The sequence below is a fragment of the Telluria sp. GW821-FHT07G12 genome (assembly GCF_059418525.1).
Genome location: NZ_JBWKQA010000008.1, coordinates 1 through 21,394, shown reverse-complemented (window position 1 = coordinate 21,394; position 21,394 = coordinate 1). Strand labels below are relative to the sequence as shown.

At 60.9% G+C, this 21,394-nt stretch carries 35 protein-coding genes and 1 tRNA gene; 2 read left to right on the top strand and 34 right to left on the bottom strand.

Features of this window, described 5'->3' with window-relative positions; all coding sequences use genetic code 11:
* Positions 1-288 precede the first annotated feature (288 nt).
* Complete coding sequence (locus AC07PE_RS23750) at positions 289-828, top strand: Spy/CpxP family protein refolding chaperone (protein ID WP_498769131.1); 540 nt, start codon at positions 289-291, stop codon at positions 826-828.
* Positions 829-876: 48 nt separating this feature from the next.
* On the opposite strand, the gene dsbD is transcribed toward AC07PE_RS23750, so the two are convergent.
* The 30 genes from dsbD to AC07PE_RS23600 form a co-directional block, all read right to left on the bottom strand.
* Positions 877-2,853, bottom strand: coding sequence for a protein-disulfide reductase DsbD (gene dsbD, locus AC07PE_RS23745; protein WP_498769129.1), 1,977 nt, complete (start codon positions 2,851-2,853; stop codon positions 877-879).
* 123 nt (positions 2,854-2,976) lie between these two features.
* Entirely contained in the window at positions 2,977-3,372 is a 396-nt protein-coding gene (rplQ, locus tag AC07PE_RS23740; protein WP_047826107.1) for a 50S ribosomal protein L17, read from the bottom strand.
* Positions 3,373-3,495: 123 nt separating this feature from the next.
* Positions 3,496-4,473, bottom strand: a complete 978-nt coding sequence (locus AC07PE_RS23735; RefSeq protein WP_036240374.1) for a DNA-directed RNA polymerase subunit alpha — start codon at positions 4,471-4,473, stop codon at positions 3,496-3,498.
* Positions 4,474-4,640: 167 nt separating this feature from the next.
* Positions 4,641-5,264, bottom strand: coding sequence for a 30S ribosomal protein S4 (gene rpsD / locus AC07PE_RS23730; protein WP_498769126.1), 624 nt, complete (start codon positions 5,262-5,264; stop codon positions 4,641-4,643).
* Positions 5,265-5,503: 239 nt separating this feature from the next.
* The gene (gene rpsK, locus AC07PE_RS23725; RefSeq protein ID WP_036172227.1) at positions 5,504-5,908 is read right to left on the bottom strand and encodes a 30S ribosomal protein S11; all 405 of its coding nucleotides are present in this window, start codon (positions 5,906-5,908) and stop codon (positions 5,504-5,506) included.
* Between the two features lie 14 nt (positions 5,909-5,922).
* Positions 5,923-6,288, bottom strand: a complete 366-nt coding sequence (gene rpsM, locus AC07PE_RS23720; RefSeq protein ID WP_047826109.1) for a 30S ribosomal protein S13 — start codon at positions 6,286-6,288, stop codon at positions 5,923-5,925.
* 15 nt (positions 6,289-6,303) lie between these two features.
* Entirely contained in the window at positions 6,304-6,417 is a 114-nt protein-coding gene (gene rpmJ / locus AC07PE_RS23715) for a 50S ribosomal protein L36 (RefSeq protein ID WP_005663407.1), read from the bottom strand.
* A 35-nt stretch (positions 6,418-6,452) separates the two neighbouring features.
* Positions 6,453-6,671: a translation initiation factor IF-1 gene (infA, locus tag AC07PE_RS23710; protein ID WP_005663428.1), complete on the bottom strand. Its 219-nt coding sequence runs from the start codon at positions 6,669-6,671 to the stop codon at positions 6,453-6,455.
* Between the two features lie 33 nt (positions 6,672-6,704).
* A complete protein-coding gene (secY, locus tag AC07PE_RS23705) occupies positions 6,705-8,039 on the bottom strand; it encodes a preprotein translocase subunit SecY (protein WP_498769123.1) in 1,335 nt (444 codons plus the stop codon).
* 29 nt (positions 8,040-8,068) lie between these two features.
* Positions 8,069-8,500, bottom strand: a complete 432-nt coding sequence (rplO, locus tag AC07PE_RS23700; protein ID WP_498769121.1) for a 50S ribosomal protein L15 — start codon at positions 8,498-8,500, stop codon at positions 8,069-8,071.
* Between the two features lie 27 nt (positions 8,501-8,527).
* Positions 8,528-8,707, bottom strand: coding sequence for a 50S ribosomal protein L30 (gene rpmD, locus AC07PE_RS23695; RefSeq protein WP_498769119.1), 180 nt, complete (start codon positions 8,705-8,707; stop codon positions 8,528-8,530).
* An 11-nt stretch (positions 8,708-8,718) separates the two neighbouring features.
* On the bottom strand, positions 8,719-9,237 hold the full coding sequence (rpsE, locus tag AC07PE_RS23690; protein ID WP_498769117.1) for a 30S ribosomal protein S5: 519 nt from the start codon (positions 9,235-9,237) through the stop codon (positions 8,719-8,721).
* Between the two features lie 12 nt (positions 9,238-9,249).
* Positions 9,250-9,612: a 50S ribosomal protein L18 gene (rplR, locus tag AC07PE_RS23685; protein WP_036240357.1), complete on the bottom strand. Its 363-nt coding sequence runs from the start codon at positions 9,610-9,612 to the stop codon at positions 9,250-9,252.
* Positions 9,613-9,624: 12 nt separating this feature from the next.
* Entirely contained in the window at positions 9,625-10,158 is a 534-nt protein-coding gene (gene rplF / locus AC07PE_RS23680) for a 50S ribosomal protein L6 (protein WP_498769115.1), read from the bottom strand.
* A gap of 10 nt (positions 10,159-10,168) precedes the next feature.
* Positions 10,169-10,564 carry a 30S ribosomal protein S8 gene (gene rpsH, locus AC07PE_RS23675; protein WP_230023611.1) on the bottom strand — a complete coding sequence of 132 codons (396 nt, stop codon included), beginning with the start codon at positions 10,562-10,564 and terminating at the stop codon, positions 10,169-10,171.
* 14 nt (positions 10,565-10,578) lie between these two features.
* The gene (gene rpsN, locus AC07PE_RS23670; protein ID WP_498769112.1) at positions 10,579-10,884 is read right to left on the bottom strand and encodes a 30S ribosomal protein S14; all 306 of its coding nucleotides are present in this window, start codon (positions 10,882-10,884) and stop codon (positions 10,579-10,581) included.
* 4 nt (positions 10,885-10,888) lie between these two features.
* Positions 10,889-11,428, bottom strand: a complete 540-nt coding sequence (gene rplE / locus AC07PE_RS23665) for a 50S ribosomal protein L5 (RefSeq protein ID WP_047826117.1) — start codon at positions 11,426-11,428, stop codon at positions 10,889-10,891.
* A 6-nt stretch (positions 11,429-11,434) separates the two neighbouring features.
* Complete coding sequence (gene rplX, locus AC07PE_RS23660; protein ID WP_047826118.1) at positions 11,435-11,749, bottom strand: 50S ribosomal protein L24; 315 nt, start codon at positions 11,747-11,749, stop codon at positions 11,435-11,437.
* Between the two features lie 10 nt (positions 11,750-11,759).
* Positions 11,760-12,128, bottom strand: coding sequence for a 50S ribosomal protein L14 (gene rplN, locus AC07PE_RS23655; protein ID WP_036172202.1), 369 nt, complete (start codon positions 12,126-12,128; stop codon positions 11,760-11,762).
* A 231-nt stretch (positions 12,129-12,359) separates the two neighbouring features.
* The gene (gene rpsQ, locus AC07PE_RS23650; RefSeq protein ID WP_258844034.1) at positions 12,360-12,632 is read right to left on the bottom strand and encodes a 30S ribosomal protein S17; all 273 of its coding nucleotides are present in this window, start codon (positions 12,630-12,632) and stop codon (positions 12,360-12,362) included.
* Complete coding sequence (gene rpmC, locus AC07PE_RS23645) at positions 12,629-12,820, bottom strand: 50S ribosomal protein L29 (RefSeq protein ID WP_056449176.1); 192 nt, start codon at positions 12,818-12,820, stop codon at positions 12,629-12,631. Before rpmC ends, rpsQ begins: the two co-directional genes overlap by 4 nt.
* A 12-nt stretch (positions 12,821-12,832) precedes the next feature.
* The gene (gene rplP, locus AC07PE_RS23640; protein ID WP_005663456.1) at positions 12,833-13,252 is read right to left on the bottom strand and encodes a 50S ribosomal protein L16; all 420 of its coding nucleotides are present in this window, start codon (positions 13,250-13,252) and stop codon (positions 12,833-12,835) included.
* A 2-nt stretch (positions 13,253-13,254) separates the two neighbouring features.
* Positions 13,255-14,049: a 30S ribosomal protein S3 gene (gene rpsC / locus AC07PE_RS23635; protein ID WP_435571143.1), complete on the bottom strand. Its 795-nt coding sequence runs from the start codon at positions 14,047-14,049 to the stop codon at positions 13,255-13,257.
* 11 nt (positions 14,050-14,060) lie between these two features.
* Complete coding sequence (gene rplV, locus AC07PE_RS23630) at positions 14,061-14,393, bottom strand: 50S ribosomal protein L22 (protein WP_171085678.1); 333 nt, start codon at positions 14,391-14,393, stop codon at positions 14,061-14,063.
* On the bottom strand, positions 14,390-14,665 hold the full coding sequence (gene rpsS, locus AC07PE_RS23625) for a 30S ribosomal protein S19 (protein ID WP_078034747.1): 276 nt from the start codon (positions 14,663-14,665) through the stop codon (positions 14,390-14,392). Before rpsS ends, rplV begins: the two co-directional genes overlap by 4 nt.
* Positions 14,666-14,674: 9 nt before the next feature.
* The gene (gene rplB / locus AC07PE_RS23620) at positions 14,675-15,505 is read right to left on the bottom strand and encodes a 50S ribosomal protein L2 (protein WP_498769107.1); all 831 of its coding nucleotides are present in this window, start codon (positions 15,503-15,505) and stop codon (positions 14,675-14,677) included.
* Positions 15,505-15,822: a 50S ribosomal protein L23 gene (rplW, locus tag AC07PE_RS23615; protein WP_230023578.1), complete on the bottom strand. Its 318-nt coding sequence runs from the start codon at positions 15,820-15,822 to the stop codon at positions 15,505-15,507. The genes rplB and rplW overlap by 1 nt, the downstream gene beginning before the upstream one ends.
* A complete protein-coding gene (gene rplD, locus AC07PE_RS23610; RefSeq protein ID WP_477360951.1) occupies positions 15,819-16,439 on the bottom strand; it encodes a 50S ribosomal protein L4 in 621 nt (206 codons plus the stop codon). The genes rplW and rplD overlap by 4 nt, the downstream gene beginning before the upstream one ends.
* 3 nt (positions 16,440-16,442) lie before the next feature.
* Positions 16,443-17,099, bottom strand: a complete 657-nt coding sequence (gene rplC / locus AC07PE_RS23605; RefSeq protein WP_498769104.1) for a 50S ribosomal protein L3 — start codon at positions 17,097-17,099, stop codon at positions 16,443-16,445.
* Between the two features lie 265 nt (positions 17,100-17,364).
* Positions 17,365-17,441, bottom strand: a tRNA-Val gene (locus AC07PE_RS23600).
* Between the two features lie 123 nt (positions 17,442-17,564).
* On the opposite strand from AC07PE_RS23600, the gene AC07PE_RS23595 reads away from it, so the two are divergent.
* Entirely contained in the window at positions 17,565-18,656 is a 1,092-nt protein-coding gene (locus AC07PE_RS23595) for a mechanosensitive ion channel family protein (protein ID WP_498769102.1), read from the top strand.
* Here AC07PE_RS23595 and AC07PE_RS23590 read toward each other — a convergent pair whose 3' ends face one another.
* From AC07PE_RS23590 to AC07PE_RS23575, 4 genes are all read right to left on the bottom strand, one after another.
* Positions 18,657-19,658: a LacI family DNA-binding transcriptional regulator gene (locus tag AC07PE_RS23590; RefSeq protein ID WP_498769100.1), complete on the bottom strand. Its 1,002-nt coding sequence runs from the start codon at positions 19,656-19,658 to the stop codon at positions 18,657-18,659.
* Positions 19,659-19,793: 135 nt separating this feature from the next.
* Positions 19,794-20,588, bottom strand: a complete 795-nt coding sequence (locus tag AC07PE_RS23585; protein ID WP_498769098.1) for a substrate-binding periplasmic protein — start codon at positions 20,586-20,588, stop codon at positions 19,794-19,796.
* A gap of 174 nt (positions 20,589-20,762) precedes the next feature.
* The gene (gene rpsJ / locus AC07PE_RS23580) at positions 20,763-21,080 is read right to left on the bottom strand and encodes a 30S ribosomal protein S10 (protein WP_005663509.1); all 318 of its coding nucleotides are present in this window, start codon (positions 21,078-21,080) and stop codon (positions 20,763-20,765) included.
* A 191-nt stretch (positions 21,081-21,271) separates the two neighbouring features.
* Positions 21,272-21,394: EF-Tu C-terminal domain-related protein (locus tag AC07PE_RS23575; protein ID WP_479723912.1), on the bottom strand; the 123-nt coding region annotated here is incomplete at its 5' end.

The following is a 21,394-nucleotide window of genomic DNA, read 5'->3' as shown; positions in this document are numbered from 1 at the left end:
AGCCACTTTGTATCGGCTTGTATATGGATGGCGCACGGAAACAAATTGATACAAAGGGTGAGACAGCGGACACGCTGCACTTACACTTTTCACCGATGATAGAGTCATCGTGCAGCGAGATGTTCTCAAGTTGATGCACGCAGCCGTGGCAGCCGCCACACCAGAGCGTCTAACAAAGCCCTCAGGGCAAGGCGCATCGTCGAAGACAGTACGCCAGTACGGCGAGACGAATGCAACGCCGCCATGGGGGCTCTGTTAGACGCTCTCAACCTGACTAGGAAACAAGAGATGAACACCTACCGCAAAACGTTGATTACCGGCCTGGCCGCACTGTCCCTGGGCGGCGCCATGCTGGGCGCCCAGGCGCAAACCCAGGCCCCGGACGGCCATCCGAAAGCGCAGCTGAGCAAGGAAGAACGCCAGGCCAAGCGCGCCGAATTCTCGGCCAAGCGCGAGCAGATGCGCGCCCAGCGCGTGGCCAAACTGCACGACGAGCTGAAGATCACGCCGGCCCAGGAAAGCGCCTGGAACGCCTTCGTGGCCTCGATGAAGCCGGCGCAGCGCGCAGACCAGCAGCACGGCGACCGCGCCGCCATGGCGAACCTGTCGGCGCCCGAGCGCGCCCAGAAGATGATCGAGCGCCAGAAGGCCCGCACGGCCCACATGGAACAGCGCCTGGCTGCGCTGAACAGCTTCTACTCGGTGCTGTCGCCGGACCAGAAGAAGGTCTTCGACGAGAAGGCGGCGCGCATGCAGTCGCGTTTCGGACGCCATGGCGGGCATGGCGGCTGGCAGCATGGCCAGCGCGGCGATACTGCGCGCGGCTGAATCACGCCGGTGTGATGTGAAAAGGGACGCTCCGGCGTCCCTTTTTTGTCATTGCAGCTTCGCCAGCGAGGCCAGGAATTTGGCGCTGTCCTGGTAGCCGATCACGCGCCCATCCGGAATCTCCTTGCCGGCACGGTCGAACAGGATGATCCCGGGCGGCCCGAACAGCCCGAAGCGCTTCAGCATCGCCCGGTCGGCCGCATCGTTGGCGGTCACGTCCACCTGCAGCAGCACCGTGTTCGCCAGCCGCGCCTTGACGGCCGGATCGACGAAGGTCAGCTTTTCCATCTCCTTGCAGGACACGCACCAGTCGGCATAGAAATCGAGCATGGCGGTCTTGCCATTGGTCGCGGCCAGCGCCTGGTCGAGCTGCTCGACGGTCTTGATGCGGGTGAAGGCCAGCGTCTGGGCCGGCGCACCGCCGGTAAAGCGCGCCAGCGGCGCCAGCGGGTCGCGTGCGCCGCTCGCCAGGCCCACCAGCTGGGCCGCGCCGAGCACCGCCAGGCCCGCGCCCAGGGCCATGCCGGCCCAATGGCGTTTGGCGCCGGCGCCGCCCTTGAGCAGGTAAAAGCCGTAGCCCAGCAGCAGCGCGGCCCACAGCAGCATCTGCAGGAGGCCGGGCAGCACCGGCGCCGTCATCCACAAGGCCATCGCCAGCATCAGCACGCCAAAGAAACGCTTCACGGATTCCATCCACATGCCGGCGCGCGGCAGCAGCGAGCCGGCCGACACGCCCACCAGCAGCAGCGGAACGCTCATCCCGATCGCCATCGCGAACAGCGCGGCGCCGCCTACCAGCACGTCGCGGGTCTGGCTGATGTAGACCAGGGCGCCGGCCAGCGGCGCGGCGACGCAGGGGCCGACGATCAGTGCGGAGATGGCGCCCATCACGAACACGCCGGCCAGCTTGCCGGAAGCCTGGCGGCCGGAGGCATCGGCCAGGCGCGTCTGCAGCGCGGCCGGGACCTGCAGCTGGAACACGCCGAACATCGACAGCGACATCGCCGCGATCAGCAGGCCGAAGGCGCCCAGCACCCAGGGGTTCTGCAGCGCCGCGGCCAGGCCCTCGCCGAGCAGGCCGGCGGCCACGCCCAGCAGGGTGTAGACGATCGCCATGCCGAGCGAATACGAGAGCGACAGCACGAAGCCGCGCGTGCGGCCGATCTGCCTGCCCTCGCCGACGATGATCGACGACAGGATAGGCACCATCGGCAGCACGCAGGGGGTGAAGGCCAGGCCCAGGCCGAGCAGGATGAAGGCGGGGACGATGGCGAGCAGGCGCCCGCCCTGCAGCAGGGCGGCGATGCCGGAGAGTTCGGAGGGGGCAGTAGTGACGACGACCGGTGCGGCCGCGTCGCTTGCCGTGGCTACGGCGGTCGTGGCGGCGGGTGGGCTTGCGGGCGCTGCGGCGGCCGGCGCGGGCTCGGCGGCCGTTGTGGCGCCGCTTACTGCTGCCGCCTGCGCGTTCGCGGCGGGCTGCTGGACGGCGGCGGACGGCGGCGACAGCTTGAAGCCTGGCGCGCCCTCGACGGCCGGCGTCGAACCGGGCGAACCGCTGCCGGACTGGCCCGGCGGCGCACTCATCTGCGGCTGCGACTGCCCTGCCCCGCCGCCATTACCCGCCACCAGGCGCACGCTGGCGTCCTGCGGCGGATAGCACAAGCCCTTGTCGGCGCAGCCCTGGCCGGTGACGTTCAGCGTGAACGGGCCTTCTCCCTGGACCGGGATGCGGATCGTCACGCCGTGGTGATAGGTTTCGACCTCCTTGTTGAAGGTCTCGTCGAATTTCACTTTGCCGGGCGGGATCTGCGGCTCGCCGAGCTTCGCGCCGGCGGCGCTGAACTTGAAGCGCTCGCGGTACATGTAGTAGCCGTCGGCGATCGCATAGCTGACCTCGGCCGTGTGCGGATCGAGCATGCGCGCGGACAGCTTGAATGCCTGTTCGGGCGGCAGGAAGTCTTCCTCGGCATGGGCGGAGGCGAGCAGGACGAGACTGGCGAACAGCGAAAGCAGGAGTCGGAGCATAAGGACCACGAAATGAGCAGGTGTTGGTTCAACGCAGCAGCATGGTACACCCGGCCTGCTCCTGATGCACGGGCGAAAAAAAACCAGGCGCGAGGCCTGGTTTTTTCATACGCGGACTACCGATTACTCGGCGGTCGGTGCGTTTTCGTCGACGCCGACTTCCGGACGGTCGGTCAGCTCGACGTAGGCCATCGGCGCGTTGTCGCCAACACGGAAGCCCATCTTCAGGATACGGGTGTAGCCGCCATTACGGTTCGCGAAACGCGGGCCGATGTCAGCGAACAGCTTCTGGACGATCTCACGGTCGCGCAGGCGGGCGAATGCCAGACGCTTGTTTGCCAGGGTGTCTTTCTTGCCCAGGGTGATGATCGGCTCGACGACTTTGCGCAGTTCCTTTGCTTTCGGAACGGTGGTCTTGATCGCTTCGTGACGCAGCAGCGAAACGGTCATGTTGCGCAGCATGGCCAGGCGGTGGGACGAAGTACGGTTCAGCTTACGGAGGCCGTGACGGTGACGCATGGTAAATCCTTTCGAGTTTTAAATTCCAGTTCTTCGATCGTTCATGCACTTGCGCGCATGAACGCGGACCGGTTCAAAGTGAGATGAACGCCCGCGCGATATTGCGCGGGCGGGTACTGCAAATTACTTCTCCAGACCAGCCGGCGGCCAGTTCTCGAGTTTCATGCCGAGGGTCAGACCGCGGGAAGCCAGGACTTCCTTGATCTCGTTCAGCGACTTGCGGCCCAGGTTCGGGGTCTTCAGCAGTTCGTTTTCCGAACGCTGGATCAGGTCGCCGATGTAGTAGATGTTTTCGGCCTTCAGGCAGTTTGCCGAACGGACGGTCAGTTCCAGGTCGTCCACCGGACGCAGCAGGATCGGATCGACCAGCGGCGCACGCGACGGGGCTTCCGCAGCGGCTTCGGTGCCTTCCAGGGCGGCGAACACGTTCAGCTGGTCGACCAGCACGCGGGCCGATTGGCGGATCGCCTCTTCCGGGGTGATGACGCCATTGGTCTCGATGTTGATGATCAGCTTGTCCAGGTCGGTACGCTGCTCGACACGGGCCGATTCCACGGCGTAGGACACGCGGCGCACCGGCGAGAACGATGCATCCAGAATGATGCGGCCGATGGTCTTGTTGGTGTCTTCCGACAGGCGGCGCACGTTACCCGGCACATAGCCGCGGCCCTTCTCGACCTTGATCTGCATGTCCAGCTTGCCGCCGGCGGTCAGGTGAGCGATCACGTGTTCCGGGTTGATCAGTTCGACGTCATGCGGCAGGTCGATGTCCGATGCCAGGACGGGGCCTTCGCCTTCCTTCTTCAGGGTCAGGGTCACGGAGTCACGGTTGTGCACCTTGAACACGACGCCCTTCAGGTTCAGCAGCAGGTCGACCACGTCTTCCTGCACGCCGTCCAGCGACGAATACTCGTGCACGACGCCGGCGATCGTCACTTCGGTCGGCGCGTAGCCGATCATCGACGACAGCAGGACGCGGCGCAGCGCGTTGCCCAGCGTATGGCCATAACCACGTTCGAACGGCTCCATCACGACTTTCGCGTGGCCGGCGCCGAGGGTCTCGACGTCGATGATACGTGGCTTCAACAGACTGTTTTGCATGAAAGGTCCTTTATCAATACCCTCGGCTCGTTACACCGATAAGGCTGATGGCATCAAGTGAAAACGCCTGCTCCGTAGAGCAGGCGGGTACAGCGAATTTGGTTTTGACGACGGCACAGGGCCGGCTGAGCCGTACCTGTGCCGTCCTTCATCGACCGGATCGCGGATTAACGCGAGTACAGTTCGACGATCAGTGCTTCGTTGACGTCAGCGGCGATCTCGTTACGCTCCGGGAACGAACGGAAGGTGCCTTCCATCTTCTTCGAATCGACCGACACCCAGCTCGGCATGCCGACTTGTTCGGCCAGCGACAGCGCTTCGACGATACGGGTCTGCTTCTTGGCCTTTTCGCGGACAGCGACGACGTCGCCGGTCTTGACCTGGTAGGAAGCGATGTTCACGACCTGGCCGTTCACGGTGAAGGCTTTGTGGCTGACCAGCTGGCGCGCTTCGGCGCGGGTCGAGCCGAAGCCCATGCGGTAAGCGACGTTGTCGAGACGGGCTTCCAGCAGCTTCAGCAGGGTTTCGCCGGTGTTGCCCTTGCGGCGCGACGCTTCGGCGAAGTAGCGGCGGAACTGGCGCTCCAGGATGCCGTACATGCGCTTGACCTTCTGCTTTTCACGCAGCTGGTTGCCGTAGTCCGAGGTACGCTGACCCGACTTGACGCCGTGTTGGCCAGGCTTGACGTCCAGTTTGCACTTGGAGTCGAGCGAGCGACGTGCGCTCTTCAGGAACAGGTCGGTGCCTTCACGGCGCGACAGTTTTGCTTTTGGTCCGATATAACGTGCCACGTTAAACTTCCTTTATTTGAATGATCACGCCCCGGATGCGGTCCGAATAGATGCGGCCGCAACAGGCGCTAGTCCAGTTCTGCATGAGACCGGACGTGGCTTACAAAACCTCGGGTCGCAATGACCCAAGGCGACAATAGCCGGGCAGTATAACCCATTTCTGGGCTAACTGCACCGGCGATTCTTTGACGACGATCTCGTCGCGTATCTACCACAGGCGGGCGAACCCGCCGGCGATATTAGATACGGCGGCGCTTCGGCGGACGGCAGCCGTTGTGCGGAACCGGCGTCACGTCCTGGATCTCGGTGATCTTGATACCCAGGTTGTTCAGCGCGCGCACAGCCGACTCACGGCCCGGGCCCGGGCCCTTGATACGCACTTCCAGGTTCTTCACGCCGTATTCCTGAGCGACCTTGCCAGCAGCTTCAGCTGCGACCTGCGCCGCAAACGGGGTCGATTTACGCGAACCCTTGAAGCCGGCGCCGCCGGAAGTTGCCCACGACAGGGCGTTGCCCTGACGATCGGTGATCGTGATGATGGTGTTGTTGAACGACGCGTGGACGTGTGCGATGCCTTCGGCGACGTTCTTCTTGACCTTCTTACGGATACGCGCTGCTGCTGCGCTGCTTTGTTGCTTAGCCATGGTCGGTTCCTAGATTATTTCTTCAGCGATTGAGCGGCTTTGCGCGGGCCCTTGCGGGTACGTGCATTGGTACGGGTGCGCTGACCGCGGACCGGCAGGCCCTTACGGTGACGCATGCCGCGGTAGCAGCCCAGGTCCATCAGACGCTTGATGTTCATGGACAGTTCGCGACGCAGATCGCCTTCGACCACGAACTTGCCAACCTGCTCACGCAGCTTTTCCAGTTCGTTGTCGTCCAGGTCCTTGACCTTCTTGTTGGTTGCAACGCCGGTCGCTGCGCAGATCTGCTGCGAACGGGTACGGCCAATGCCGTAGATCGCCGTCAGGCCGATGACGGTGTGCTGATGATTGGGGACGTTGACCCCTGCAATACGTGCCATTCGTTATTCCTCGTATTAACCTTGACGCTGCTTGTGACGCGGCTCGACGCAGATCACACGGACCACGCCCTTGCGCTTGATGATCTTGCAGTTGCGGCAGATCCGCTTGACTGAAGCATTAACTTTCATTTTGCACTCTCTTCCAGATTCGATTACTAAATGTTTTACTTGGTGCGGAACACGATGCGGGCCCGGGACAGGTCGTACGGCGTCAACTCAACCGTCACCTTGTCGCCAGGCAGAATGCGGATGTAATTCATTCGCATTTTACCCGAGATATGTCCCAGCACCACGTGCCCGTTTTCCAGCTTCACGCGAAAGGTCGCGTTCGGGAGATTCTCGAGAATCTCCCCTTGCATTTGGATGACGTCGTCTTTTGCCATTCGGTCTGCTCACTCCTGGGTATCGGCCGCCGCTCAACGCGACGGGATACCGCCTTTGAAATTCGCCTTGCGCAGCAGCGATTCATATTGCTGCGACATGACGTAGTTCTGTACTTGTGCCATGAAGTCCATGGTCACCACCACCACGATCAGCAGTGAGGTGCCGCCGAAATACACTGGAACTTTCCAGTACGACGTCATGAATTCAGGCAGCAGGCACACCAGGGTGATGTAGACCGCACCGGCCAGGGTCAGGCGCATCAGGATCTTGTCGATGTAGCGCGCAGTCTGCTCGCCCGGACGGATGCCCGGAACGAATGCGCCGCTCTTCTTCAAGTTGTCCGCCGTTTCCTTGCTGTTGAATACCAGCGCCGTATAGAAGAAGCAGAAGAACACGATCGCCACCGCATACAGCAACGCATGGATCGGCTCGCCTGAGCCCAGCGACGCTGCGAGGTCCTTCAGGAACCCGATGAAGGGGCTCGAAGTATCCTTGCCGCGCGTGAACCAGTCGACGATCGTGGCCGGGAACAGGATGATCGACGAAGCGAAGATCGGCGGAATCACACCAGCCATATTCAGCTTCAGCGGCAGGTGGCTGGTTTGGCCACCGTAGATCTTGTTACCGACCTGGCGTTTCGCGTAATTCACCAGGATCTTGCGCTGGCCGCGTTCAACGAACACGACCGCGTAGGTCACCAGGGCCACCAGAATCACGATGAGGATTGCGGAGAAGCTATTGATCGAACCTTGGGACACCAGGGTGAACAGATTACCCAGTGCGCTCGGCAGACCAGCCGCAATACCGGCAAAGATGATGATCGAGATACCGTTGCCAAGACCACGTTCCGTGATCTGCTCACCCAGCCACATGAGGAACATGGTGCCGGTCAGCAGGGTCACGACAGTCACAAGGCGGAAAGCCATGCCCGGATCGAGCACGAGGCCTTGCTGAGCTTCCAGCGCGACCGCGATACCGAACGCCTGGAACAGAGCCAGCACCACCGTGAAATACCGGGTGTACTGGGTGATCTTGCGGCGGCCGGCTTCGCCCTCCTTCTTCAGTGCCTCCATCTGCGGCGAGACGATCGACACCAGCTGCATGATGATCGAAGCCGAAATATAAGGCGTGATACCGAGAGCGAACACGGCAAAGCGGGACAAGGCGCCGCCCGAGAACATGTTGAACATGCCAAGGATGCCACCTTCGTTCTGCTTGAACAGCTGGGCCATGGCGACCGGATCAATCCCGGGGACCGGGATGTGAGCTCCGATGCGGTACACGACCAATGCCCCAAGCAGGAACCACAACCGGCCCCAGGGGAAACCGGAAGCGGCGCTTTTACCAAGTTGTGAATTAGTCGCCAATTTTTGCTCCGATCAGGCAGCGGTCGCGTTTAGGCGACCGAGCCGCCAGCTGCTTCGATCGCTGCCTTCGCGCCAGCGGATGCCTTGATGCCCTTCAGGTTCACCGCTTTGGTGATTTCACCCGACAGGATCACGCGCACGTCGCGAGCCACGACCGACAGCACGCCGGCTTGCTTGAGCACCAGGATGTCGACATCGCCGACGGCCAGGTTGTTCAGGTCCGACAGACGGACTTCAGCCTTGAACGTAGCGTTCAGGGACTTGAAGCCGCGCTTCGGCAGACGGCGCTGCAGAGGCATCTGACCGCCTTCGAAGCCGACTTTGTGGAAGCCGCCCGAACGCGATTTCTGACCTTTGTGACCGCGGCCGGCAGTCTTGCCCAGGCCCGAGCCGATACCGCGACCGACGCGACGCTTAGCGTGCTTGGCGCCGTCAGCAGGTTGAATGGTATTGAGTTGCATTGTTTTCTCCGTTAACCAAGCCGGGGCTTAGTCGACAATTTTCACGAGGTAGTTGACCTTGTTGATCATGCCGCGGACCGCCGGGGTGTCTTGCAGCTCGGAGACCGAGTTGACACGACGCAGACCCAGACCGCGCACGGTGGCGCGGTGATCCTGACGGGTACCGATCAGGCCTTTGACCAGCTTGACTTTGATGGTGTTTGCCATGGTAATTCCCCTTAACCCAGGATCTCTTCGACCGACTTGCCGCGCTTGGCAGCGATGTCAGCCGGGGTGCTCATCTTCGACAGACCGTCGAGGGTAGCGCGAACCAGGTTGTACGGGTTCGACGAACCAGTCGACTTGGCGACCACATCGGTCACGCCCATCACCTCGAAGATTGCGCGCATTGCGCCGCCGGCGATCACGCCGGTACCCGGCTTGGCCGGGGACATCAGGACGCGCGAGGCGCCGTGACGACCGGTAACGGTGTGCTGCAGGGTACCGTTCTTGAGGGGCACTTTGATCAGGTTGCGGCGGGCTTCTTCCATTGCCTTCTGCACGCCGACAGGAACTTCCTTCGACTTGCCTTTACCCATGCCGATGCGGCCATCGCCGTCACCGACAACGGTCAGCGCTGCAAAACCCATGATACGACCACCCTTGACCACTTTGGTCACGCGGTTGATCGCGATCATTTTCTCGCGCATGCCATCATCCGGCTTGTCGCTTGCCATTTTCGCTTGCATTTTTGCCATGACGATTCTTCCTTAGAACTTCAGACCGGCTTCACGCGCGGCTTCTGCCAGCGCCTTCACACGGCCGTGGTAACGGAAACCCGAACGGTCGAATGCCACTTCGGTGATCCCTGCTTTCAGTGCTTTCTCTGCGACACGCTTGCCGACCAGTGCGGCTGCAGCAGCGTTGCCGCCCGCACCCGACTTGCCGCCCAGCTCGGCGCGCACTTCTGCTTCCAGCGTCGAAGCCGAAACCAGGACCTTCGCATCCGGGCTGATCAGGTTCGCATAGATGTGCAGGTTGGTACGGTGCACCGACAGGCGGTTCACGCCCAACTGCGCGATCTTGATGCGGGTTTGGCGTCCGCGACGCAGACGCGATTCTTTCTTGTCCATCGTCAGCTCCGATTATTTCTTCTTGGTTTCTTTAAGCTTCACCACTTCATCCGCATAGCGGACACCCTTGCCCTTGTAAGGCTCAGGCGAGCGGTAAGCGCGCACTTCGGCGGCAACCTGGCCGACCTTTTGACGATCGATACCCTTGATCAGGATTTCGGTCGGGGTCGGGGTTGCTGCAGTGACGCCTTCCGGCATCGCGTGCAGAACCGGGTGCGAGAAGCCCAGGGACAGGTTCAGGGCGTTGCCCTGCACAGCTGCCTTGTAGCCCACGCCAACCAGGGTCAGCTTGCGCTCGAAGCCCTTGGTAACGCCGGTAACCATGTTGTTGACCAGAGCACGCAGGGTACCCGACATGGCGTTCGATTCACGGGAATCGTTCACTACGTCGAAGGTCAGCGTGCCGTTGTTGTTTTCCACTTTGACCAGGCCGTTCAGCGGCTGGGTCAGGGAGCCCAGCGGGCCCTTGACAGTGATTGCCGATGCAGAGATCTGCACATCGGTGCCGCTTGGGACGGCGATCGGCATCTTAGCTACTCGAGACATCGTCTACTCCTTAAGCCACGTAGCAAAGCACTTCGCCACCGACACCGGTTGCACGTGCTTTACGGTCGGTCATCACACCCTTCGGGGTCGAGACGATAGCCACGCCCAGGCCGTTCATGACCTGAGGGATTTCGTCTTTGCCCTTGTAGATGCGCAGGCCAGGACGGGAAACGCGCTCGATGCGCTCGATAACCGGACGGCCAACGTAATACTTCAAACCGATGTTCAGTTCCGACTTGCCACCTTCGGTGGACACGGCGAAATCTTCGATGTAACCCTCGTCCTTCAGGACGTTGGCGATCGCAACTTTCACTTTCGACGACGGCATCGACACGTTGGTCTTTTGCACGCCTTGTGCGTTGCGGATGCGGGTCAGCATATCGGCGATAGGATCGCTCATACTCATTGCTTATTCTCCTATTACCAGCTAGCTTTGGTCATACCCGGGATTTCGCCTTTCATGGCGAATTCGCGGAGTTTGGTACGGGCCAGACCGAATTTACGGAAGGTGCCACGCGGACGGCCGGTCATGGCGCAGCGGTTACGCTGGCGGCTCGGCGCCGAGTTACGCGGCAGGGCCTGCAGTTTCAGGCGTGCTTCGTATTGCTCTTCTTCGGTCTTCGACTGGTCGTTGATGATTGCTTTAAGAGCGGCACGCTTCGGGGCGAATTTCTCCACCAGGTCTGCACGCTTCTTTTCGCGGTTGATCAATGCAAGTTTTGCCATGCTCTTAGTTCCTGAACGGGAATTTGAAGGCGGCGAGCAGCGCTTTGGCTTCTTCGTCGGTCTTGGCGGTGGTGGTGATCGAGATGTTCATGCCACGCAGCGCGTCGATCTTGTCGTAATCGATTTCCGGGAAGATGATCTGCTCTTTGACGCCGATGTTGTAATTGCCACGACCGTCGAAGGACTTGCCACTCACGCCGCGGAAGTCACGCACGCGCGGCAGAGCCACGGTGATGAAACGGTCCAGGAATTCGTACATGCGGGCGCCGCGCAGGGTCACCATCGTGCCGATCGGGTAGCCTTCGCGGATCTTGAAACCTGCGATTGCCTTGCGAGCCTTGGTCACGACCGGCTTCTGGCCGGCGATCTTGGTCAGGTCGCCAGTGGCGTGCTCGATGATCTTCTTGTCGGCGACAGCTTCCGACAGACCCATGTTCAGGGTGATCTTGGTCAGGCGCGGCACTTCCATCACCGACTTGTAGCCGAATTTCTCGGTCAGTTCGGAGACGACTTTGTCTTTGTACAGTTGTTGCAGACGGGCCATTTCTTATTACCCCTTCACTACTTCGCCGTTCGACTTGAAGACGCGGACTTTTTTGCCATCCACTTCTTTGAAGCCAACGCGATCAGCCTTGCCGGACGCTGCATTGAACAGCGCGACATTCGACACGTGAATCGGCATGGTCTTGTCGACGATACCACCAGTTACGCCGGTCATCGGGTTCGGCTTGACGGCCTTCTTGGCCACGTTCACGCCTTCAACGATGACGTGCTCAGCATCTACTCGCTGCTGAACGACACCGCGCTTGCCCTTGTCTTTACCGGCCAGAACGATGACTTCGTCGTTTTTACGAATCTTATCCATTACGACTCCCTTACAGAACTTCAGGTGCCAGGGACACGATCTTCATGAACTTTTCGGTGCGCAGTTCGCGGGTCACCGGTCCGAAGATACGGGTGCCGATCGGCTCCAGCTTGGCGTTCAGCAGAACGGCGGCATTGCCGTCGAACTTCACCAGGGAACCGTCCTGGCGGCGCACACCTTTAGCGGTACGCACGACCACGGCATTGTAGATTTCACCTTTCTTGACGCGGCCGCGCGGAGCAGCCTGCTTCACGGTGACCTTGATCACGTCGCCAATGCTGGCGTAACGGCGTTTGGAGCCGCCCAATACCTTGATGCACAGAACTTCTTTGGCACCGGTATTGTCGGCTACTTCGAGCCGGCTTTCGGTTTGAATCATGATATTTTCTTTCCCAACTTAAGCCGTAGAAAATCCCACGGATAATCCGTGGGCCTGCGGTCAGTCTTGGTCCCGCCGTAGCGCCCCTGCTGGAGCATTACGTTTGGGTGATTGGACTTTCCAATACTTCATTGCAGGCCGCAGACATCGCGGGGACAACTGCGGCAACACATGAACGAAGCCCGCTAGTATCTCAGATACCAGCGGGCCTCGCAAGACAAATTTTAAGGCTTAGAGAACCTGTGCTACTTGCACAACACGGGTCAGCGTCCACGCCTTCGTCTTCGAGATCGGGCGACCTTCCTGGATCTCGACCGTGTCGCCGGTCTTGGCCTGGTTGGTCTCGTCGTGCGCGTGATACTTGTTCGAGCGCACGATGATCTTGCCGTACAGCGGGTGCTTGACGTGACGCTCGACCAGCACGGTTACCGTCTTGTCCATCTTGTCGGACACGACCTTGCCGACCAGCGTACGCTTCAGCGCCGTTTTAGTGGTGTCGTTCATTTGGCTTCCTTCTGGGTCATCACGGTTTTGACGCGGGCGATATCGCGGCGCACCTTCTTGAGCTGAGCAGTGTTGGTCAGCTGCTGCGTTGCGATTTGCATGCGCAGGCCGAACTGTGCCTTCAGCAGCTCATTCAGCTCTTGCTGCAGAGCTGCCTGGTCTTTGCCGCGGAGTTCCGTTGCTTTCATTCTTAACTCCTGTTATTGGCCGACTTGGCGCACCACGAAAGTGGTTGCCAGCGGCAGTTTGGCAGCGGCCAGGCGGAATGCTTCGCGCGCCAGTTCTTCTGCGACGCCGTCCATCTCATACAGGACCTTGCCCGGCTGGATTTCAGCGACGTAGTACTCCGGGTTACCCTTACCGTTACCCATACGGACTTCGGCCGGCTTGTTCGAGATCGGCTTGTCCGGGAAGATACGGATCCAGATACGGCCGCCACGCTTGATGTGACGGGTCATGGCACGACGTGCCGCTTCGATCTGGCGAGCCGTGATACGGCCGCGGGCAACGGCCTTCAGGCCGAACTCACCAAACGACACAGCGGTGCCGCGGGTGTGCGAAATGCCGGTGTTACGGCCTTTCTGCTCTTTACGATACTTTCTGCGGGATGGCTGCAGCATGCTTATTCTCCTGCTTTCTCAGCAGCCGGCTTGGCAGCACGGCGGCCTGCTGGTGCGGTACCTGGCTTGGCGCCCGGGCGGCCACGGCCAGCCGGTTTGCCATCGTCACGACGCGGACCGCGCGGCTTTTTCTCGTCGGCCGGCACGTCGATCACCGGAGCTTCACCGGTCGGCGAACGGTCACCCTTGTAGACCCAGACCTTGACACCGATGATGCCGTAGGTGGTCGAGGCTTCGCTGGTGCCGTAGTCGATATCGGCGCGCAGGGTGTGCAGCGGCACACGGCCTTCGCGGTACCATTCGGTACGTGCGATTTCGATGCCGTTCAGACGGCCCGACGACATGATCTTGATGCCGACAGCGCCCAGGCGCATGGCGTTCTGCATCGCGCGCTTCATTGCGCGACGGAACATGATGCGCTTTTCGAGCTGCTGGGCGATCGAGTCGGCGATCAGCTGCGAGTCGATTTCCGGCTTGCGGATTTCTTCGATATTGACGTGCACCGGCACGCCCATGATCTTCGCCAGCGAAGTCTTCAGGACTTCGATGTCTTCGCCTTTCTTGCCGATGACCACGCCCGGACGCGACGAGTAGATCGTGAAGCGGGCGTTCTTGGCCGGACGCTCGATGACGATGCGGCCGACAGAAGCGTTCTTCAGCTTCTTCTTCAGGAAAGCACGGGCTTCCAGGTCTTCCTTCAGCATGTCGGCGAAGTTGCCGTTGCCAGCGTACCAGCGCGAGGCCCAGTTACGGGTCACCGACAGGCGGAAGCCGGTCGGGTGGATTTTCTGTCCCATCGTGTGACTCCTTAGTTACCGACAGTCACGTAGATGTGACAGGATTGTTTCGAAATGCGATCACCGCGGCCTTTGGCACGTGCCGTAAAGCGCTTCAGGATCGGACCCTTTTCGACGTAGATCTGAACGACCTTCAGTTCGTCGATGTCGGCACCATCGTTGTGCTCGGCGTTGGCGATTGCCGACTCCAGCACTTTCTTGATGATGGTGGCGCCTTTCTTCGGGCTGAACTGCAGGATGTTCAGCGCGGCGTCGACCTTCTTGCCGCGGATCAGGTCCGCAACCAGGCGGCCCTTCTGCTCCGACAGGCGCACGCCTTTGAGGATAGCTTTAGTTTCCATTATTTCTTCGCCTTCTTGTCAGCGGCATGGCCCTTGAACGTACGGGTCAGGGCGAATTCGCCCAGCTTGTGACCCACCATGTTCTCGGACACATACACCGGCACGTGCACCTTGCCGTTGTGGACGGCGATGGTCAGACCGATGAAGTCCGGAGTGATCGTCGAGCGGCGCGACCAGGTTTTGACTGGCTTCTTGTCTTTGGTCGCTTGCGCGGCTTCGACTTTCTTCACCAGGTGGGCATCGATGAACGGCCCTTTTTTCAATGAACGAGTCATGTTTTATCCTTATTTCTTGCCGCGACGCGAGACGATCATCGACGAAGTGCGCTTGTTCGAACGCGTCTTCTTGCCCTTGGTCTGCTGGCCCCATGGCGACACCGGATGACGACCGGCTGCCGTACGGCCTTCACCACCACCGTGCGGGTGGTCGATCGGGTTCATGACGACACCGCGGACGGTCGGGCGGACACCGCGCCAACGCATTGCACCGGCTTTACCGATCTTGCGCAGGCTGTGCTCGGCATTGCCGACTTCACCCACGGTGGCGCGGCACTCGATGTGCACGCGGCGCACTTCACCCGAGCGCAGGCGAACCTGGGCGTAGGTGCCTTCACGGGCCATCAGGACGACAGCGGCGCCGGCGGTGCGGGCCATCTGTGCGCCTTTACCCGGCAGCATTTCGACGCAGTGCATCACGGTACCAACCGGGATGTTGCGGATCGGCAGGCAGTTACCCGACTTGATCGGCGCTTCGGCGCCGCTCATCAGCGTGTCACCGACAGCAACGCCCTTCGGAGCGATGATGTAGGCACGGGCGCCGTCGGCGTAGCACAGCAGCGCGATGTGGGCGGTACGGTTCGGGTCGTATTCGATACGCTCGACCTTGGCCGGAATGCCGTCCTTGCTGTTGCGCTTGAAGTCCACGACACGGTAGTGCTGCTTGTGACCACCACCGATGTGACGGGTGGTGATGTGACCGTTGTTGTTACGACCGGCGGTCTTCGATTTCTTCTCAACCAGGGCTGCGAACGGACGGCCTTTGTACAGGCCCTCGGTCACAACCTTCACCATGCCGCGGCGGCCTGGGGAGGTTGGCTTCATCTTAACGAGTGCCATTATTTAGCCTCCTCGACAAAATTGATTTCCTGACCCGGCTTCAGGGCCACGAAAGCACGCTTGGTGTGGTTGCGACGACCGACGAAACGACCCGAACGCTTTTGCTTGCCTTCGCGGTTCACGGTCTGCACCGACTCGACTTCCACCTTGAACAGCAGTTCGACGGCGGCCTTGATTTCCGGCTTGGTCGCGTCCGGCAGAACCTTGAACACGATCTGTTCGTTCTTTTCAGCGACGAAGGTCGCCTTTTCGGAAATGACCGGAGCCAGCAGCACCTTCATCAGGCGCTCTTCGCTGAATTTGATTGCGGCGCTCATGCGTACATCTCCTCGATCTTGGCCAGAGCAGCTTTGGTGACCAGGACTTTCTTGTAGAACACCAGCGACATCGGGTCAGCGTGCTTCGGCTCGACAACCAGCACGTTCGGCAGGTTGCGCGATGCCAGCAGCAGGTTTTCGTCGATGGTGTCGGTGATCACCAGGACCGATTCCAGGCCCATGCCCTGCAGCTTTTGCGACAGCAGCTTGGTCTTCGGGGCTTCGATGGTCAGGTTCTCGACGACGTTCAGACGCTCTTCGCGGGCCAGCTGCGACAGGATCGAGCACATACCGGCGCGATACATCTTCTTGTTGACCTTGTGCGAGAAGTTCTCGTCAGGCGAGTTCGGGAAGATGCGACCACCACCACGCCACAGCGGCGAGGACGACATACCGGCACGAGCGCGGCCCGTACCTTTTTGACGCCACGGCTTCTTGGTGGTGTGGGAGACTTCTTCACGATCCTTCTGCTTGCGGTTACCCGAGCGCGCGTTAGCGGCGTAGGCGACCACGATCTGGTGGATCAGTGCTTCGTTGTAATCGCGACCGAAGACTTCATCGGTGGCGTTCACGTTCGAGCCGGCTTGGCCTTGCTCGTTCAGGAGCTTCAGTTCCATCGTTTACGCTCCTTTCTTTGCTTTGACCTTGACGGCCGGCTTGACAACCACTTGGCCGTTCTTGGCGCCAGGAACAGCACCCTTGACCAGCAGCAGTTGACGCTCGGCGTCGATACGGGCGATTTCCAGGTTCTGGGTGGTGACGGTAACGTCGCCCATGTGACCGGTCATGCGCTTACCAGGGAACACGCGGCCCGGATCCTGCGCCATACCGATGGAGCCAGGAACGTTGTGCGAACGCGAGTTACCGTGGGTTTGACGACCCGAAGCAAAGTTGTGACGCTTGATGGTACCGGCGTAGCCTTTACCGATCGAGGTGCCTTGCACGTCGATCTTCTGGCCGACTTCGAACATCGACACATTGACTGCGTCGCCTGCTTTCAGTTCAGCGGCTTGTGCGGCTTCGATGCGGAATTCCTTCAGCAGCGTACCGGCTTCGACGCCAGCTTTGGCGTAGTGACCCGCACTGGCCTTGTTCACGCGGGAAGCGCGACGTTGACCAAATACGACCTGAACAGCGGAGTAACCGTCAGTTTCAGGAGTTTTTACTTGCGCAACACGGTTGTTCGACACGTCCAGCACGGTGACAGGAATCGAATCCCCATCATCCGTGAAGATGCGCATCATGCCAACCTTGCGACCGAGGAGGCCCAGGCTCATTTTTTCTCCATTCCCACCTACGATTGGGCGGGGCTAATTGAACTACAAAAACGCATGGGCAAAAAAAGACTAGCCCATACCGAAGCCGGCTAGTATAGCGCGCGGCTCGAGTAGGCGCAACAGGAGAATGCGATGAGTAACGCGCTCTGTTGCGTTTTACGCTTTTGTCATGGAGAAGAGAGGAATCCGTTCTTGGCGAACGGCACAGAAGAGGCCTTACTGCACCTTTTCTCTGCAGGCTAGCGGCCTGCGATCTGAGGAATTCTGGTGGGCGGTGCAGGATTCGAACCTGCGACCCCTTGGATGTCGACCAAGTATTCTAACCAGCTGAACTAACCGCCCGGGGAGGCCGCATTATACGAAATGGTTTTATTGTTGCGCAAGGCTTTTGTTGCGAAATTTTTCGCGTGGGCCCGCACATCCCCTGCCCGCTACAATGTGCTCATCTGATAAGAGGGGTAGCGGATGGATCACGTCTTCTTCGGCAACACCGTCTATAAATGGCTCAGCGCCTTCGGCGTGGCGCTCGCCGTCATGCTGCTGCTGTGGCTGCTCAAGCACGTGCTGGTGCGGCGCCTGGGCATCATTGCCGCCCGCACCGCCACCCGCCTGGACGACATCGCCGTCGCCGCGCTGGAGTCGACCAAGATGCTGGTGATGACCGTGATCGGCCTCTACGTCGGCTCGCTGATGCTGGCCCTGCCCGAAGGCGTGCGCGTCATCGTCACCCGCACCGCCATCACCATCGGCCTCATCCAGGGTGCGATCTGGGGCAACGCCGCCCTGCGCAGCTGGTTGCTGCAGTACTACGAGAACCGGGCGACGGACCCGGCGCGCGCCACCTCGGCGGCGGCGGTCGGCTTCATCGCGCGTATGGTGCTGTGGGTGGTCATCCTGCTGATGATCCTGGATAACCTGGGTGTCAACATCACGACCCTGGTGGCCTCGCTGGGCATCGGCGGCATCGCGGTGGCCCTCGCCGTGCAGAACATCCTCGGCGACCTGTTCGCCTCGCTCTCGATCGTGCTCGACAAGCCCTTCGTGATCGGCGACTTCATCGTCGTCGACAAGTACCTGGGCACGGTCGAATACGTGGGCCTGAAAACGACGCGGATCCGCAGCCTGGGCGGCGAGCAGCTGGTGTTCTCGAATGCCGACCTGCTGAAAAGCCGGCTGCAGAACATGAGCCGGCTGGAATCGCGCCGCGCCGCGTTCACGGTGTCCGTCACCTACGACACCCCGGCCGCCATGCTGCGCGCGATCCCGGCCATGCTGGCGGACATCGTCAAGGCTCAGCCAATGGTCCGGCTGGACCGCTCGCATTTCACCGGGATCGGCGCGTCGTCGATGAACTTCGAAGTCGTGTACTTCTACGATTCGCCGGATTATCTTTCCTTCATGGATGTGCAGCAGGAGATCTGGCTGCGCATCGTCGAACGCTTCGATGCGGAGGGGATCGAGTACGCCTACCCGACCCAGACCTTGCAGGTGCGTGGCGGCGCGAAAGAAGTGCCCGGGATTACGCCGGATGCCGGCCCGGCGCCTGCCGCGAGCTGATCAGTGCAGCGGGGCGGTCGAGGCCCGCACGATCAGTGAGCTGGCCAGCGCGATATTGCGCAGCGGCTCATGCCCGCCGCGTATACGCTCGATCAATTGAACGATGGCCTGGCGCGCCATCTCGCGCTTGGGCGGGGCCATCGTGGTCAGCGGCGGCGTCGCGTAGCAGGCCGCGCCGATATCGTCATAGCCGACCACCGACAGCTCGCCCGGCACCCGCACGCCGGCGCAGCTGGCCGCACACAGGCCGCCGATCGCCATCAGGTCGCTGGTCACGAAGACCGCCGTCGGGCGCTGCGGCCGCGCCAGCAGCCTGCCGAAGGCCGCGTGGCCGCCGGCGCTGGTGAATTCCACGTGCAGGACCTCGCTGGCGGGCACCTCGATGCCGGCCTCGCGCATTGCGCGCATGAAACCGCCGACGCGCTCGCGGCTGCGCGGCAGATCGGCCGGCCCGGAGACGCAGGCGATGTCGCGGTGGCCCAGTTCGATGAGGTGGCGCGTGGCCTGATAGGCGCCCTCCTCCTGCCTGGCCAGCACCAGGTCGGCGTCCAGCCCGGGCAAGGCGCGCTCGAGCTGGATGATGGGCACGGACTCGTGGCGCAACAAGAGATCGTGGTCGTCGTCAGCGCCGCTGGCCACCAGCACCAGGCCGTCGATGCGCTTTTCCATCAGCAGGCGCAGGTAGGCGGTCTGCTTCTGGGCGCCGCCATGGGCGTTGCAAAGGATGATGTGATAGCCGAGCTCGAAGGCGGCATCCTCGATCCAGCGGATCAACTCGGCAAAATAGGGATTCGAACTGTTCGGCACGAGCACGCCGATGGTGTTGGTCTTGTCGTTCTTGAGGCTGCGGGCGACGGCGCTCGGGACATAGCGCATCTCATCGATGATGCCCAGCACCCGTTGACGCACCTCGTCGCTGACGGCGCGCGTGTTGTTGATCACATGCGAAACGGTCGAGATCGACACCCCGGCACGTTGCGCCACCTGCTTCATTGTCGCCATCGCGTTCCTCCTGAGGCGCGATTATCGCCGATATGTTTCAATATTTATAATTTTCTTTTGCGTCGTGCGTTCCCGCTTTCTTTTCAGATCAGGCCGGCAGTCGACTTATCAAGCGCCTGCCCATGAAGACGTGGATTATTTCTCCTGCTGCAGCACCTGCGATTCGTGCTTGCGATACGCCGCACTATTCCTGGCTTGCTCGACTGCGTTCCAGAGGCGCGCGGCGAGTTGGGGATTGTTACGGTAAAAGGTATTCGAAAAGACGAGGTAATACGCCTTTTCGACCAGCGGCAAGGGCAGGACCTCCAGCTTGCTTGCGATCGGGCTGTGCATCAGCTTGGCGGTCGTACGTCCGCCCAATGCAGCCCCGGCGAGGCGCCCGGCAATCAGCTTTTCCGCCAGCTCATCGGAGCGCTGGCTGCCCTCATCGACCGGAATTCCCTGGGCGCGCAGGAGCTCGCCCACCGAATAGCCAAGCTGGAATCCGATCCGCCCTTCGAGGTTTTGTATGTTCTTGCCGTCCCAGTTGAGCCGGCTTCCGCGGGGCCGCACCAGCACATAGGAATCCATGTGCATGCGCTTGGAGGCATCCGCTTGTGGATGCGCGGCGTTGGCGTCCACGCCGGGAAAGGCTCCGATTCTCGCGCGGCCGGGATTGAAGCTGACGGAAAAGGCGCCGTCGATCTGGCTGGTCTTGAGCTGCTCGAGACAGCGCTTCCAGGGCATGCTGTGGTAGACGAACTTGACGCCGGCACGCTTTTCCACGTCGGCGAGCATTTCGAAGTTCAATCCCTCGAAGTCCAGGGTGCGCCAGGGAAGCACTTCCTGGCGTTCGAAGCAGAGTGCAATCTGGGCGGGAGCGGCGGCGCCCGCCATCGGGGCGATGAGGACGCAGGCTGAAACAAGTACTGTAAGCAGGAAGCGGCGCATGGAATGCGATCCGTAGTCAGGCGTCCAATAGGAAGCAAAAGACTATCAGAACATGCTGGACTTGCGCTACTGCAAATACACGCTTCCGCAAGCACAAAAGAAAACGGGGCCGGCCCACCGAAGTGATGCCAGCCCCGTTTCTACCGGCAGACGAATCCGCCGGGCGACACGAGATTATTGCAGCTTGATTTCGACGTCGACGCCAGCCGGCAGGTCCAGCTTCATCAGTGCGTCAACGGTCTTGTCGGTCGGGTCCACGATGTCCATCAGACGCTGGTGCGTACGGATTTCGAACTGGTCGCGCGAGGTCTTGTTGACGTGCGGGGAACGCAGCACGTCGAAACGCTGGATGCGGGTCGGCAGCGGGACCGGGCCCTTGACGACGGCGCCGGTGCGCTTGGCGGTGTCGACGATTTCCAGAGCGGACTGGTCGATCAGTTTGTAGTCGAACGCTTTCAGGCGGATACGGATTTTCTGATTCGGAGCGGACATGCTAATTCCTTTAAAAGAACGTTCCGGCGAGGCCGGCAATGTGTGAAAGGTAATGCGGGTGCTTCGGTACTGCTCAAGAGGCGGGAGTATATCACCGTTCTTGGACAAAAAGATGGGGACAGCCTGAAAAGTCTGTCCCCATCCGTTGTGCCGGCGGGACACTGCCCCACCGGCGAATCGGCTAATCGAAATTAGGCGATGATCTTGGCAACCACGCCGGCGCCGACGGTACGGCCACCTTCGCGGATTGCGAAGCGCAGACCTTCTTCCATCGCGATCGGGGCGATCAGCTTGACGGTGATCGACACGTTATC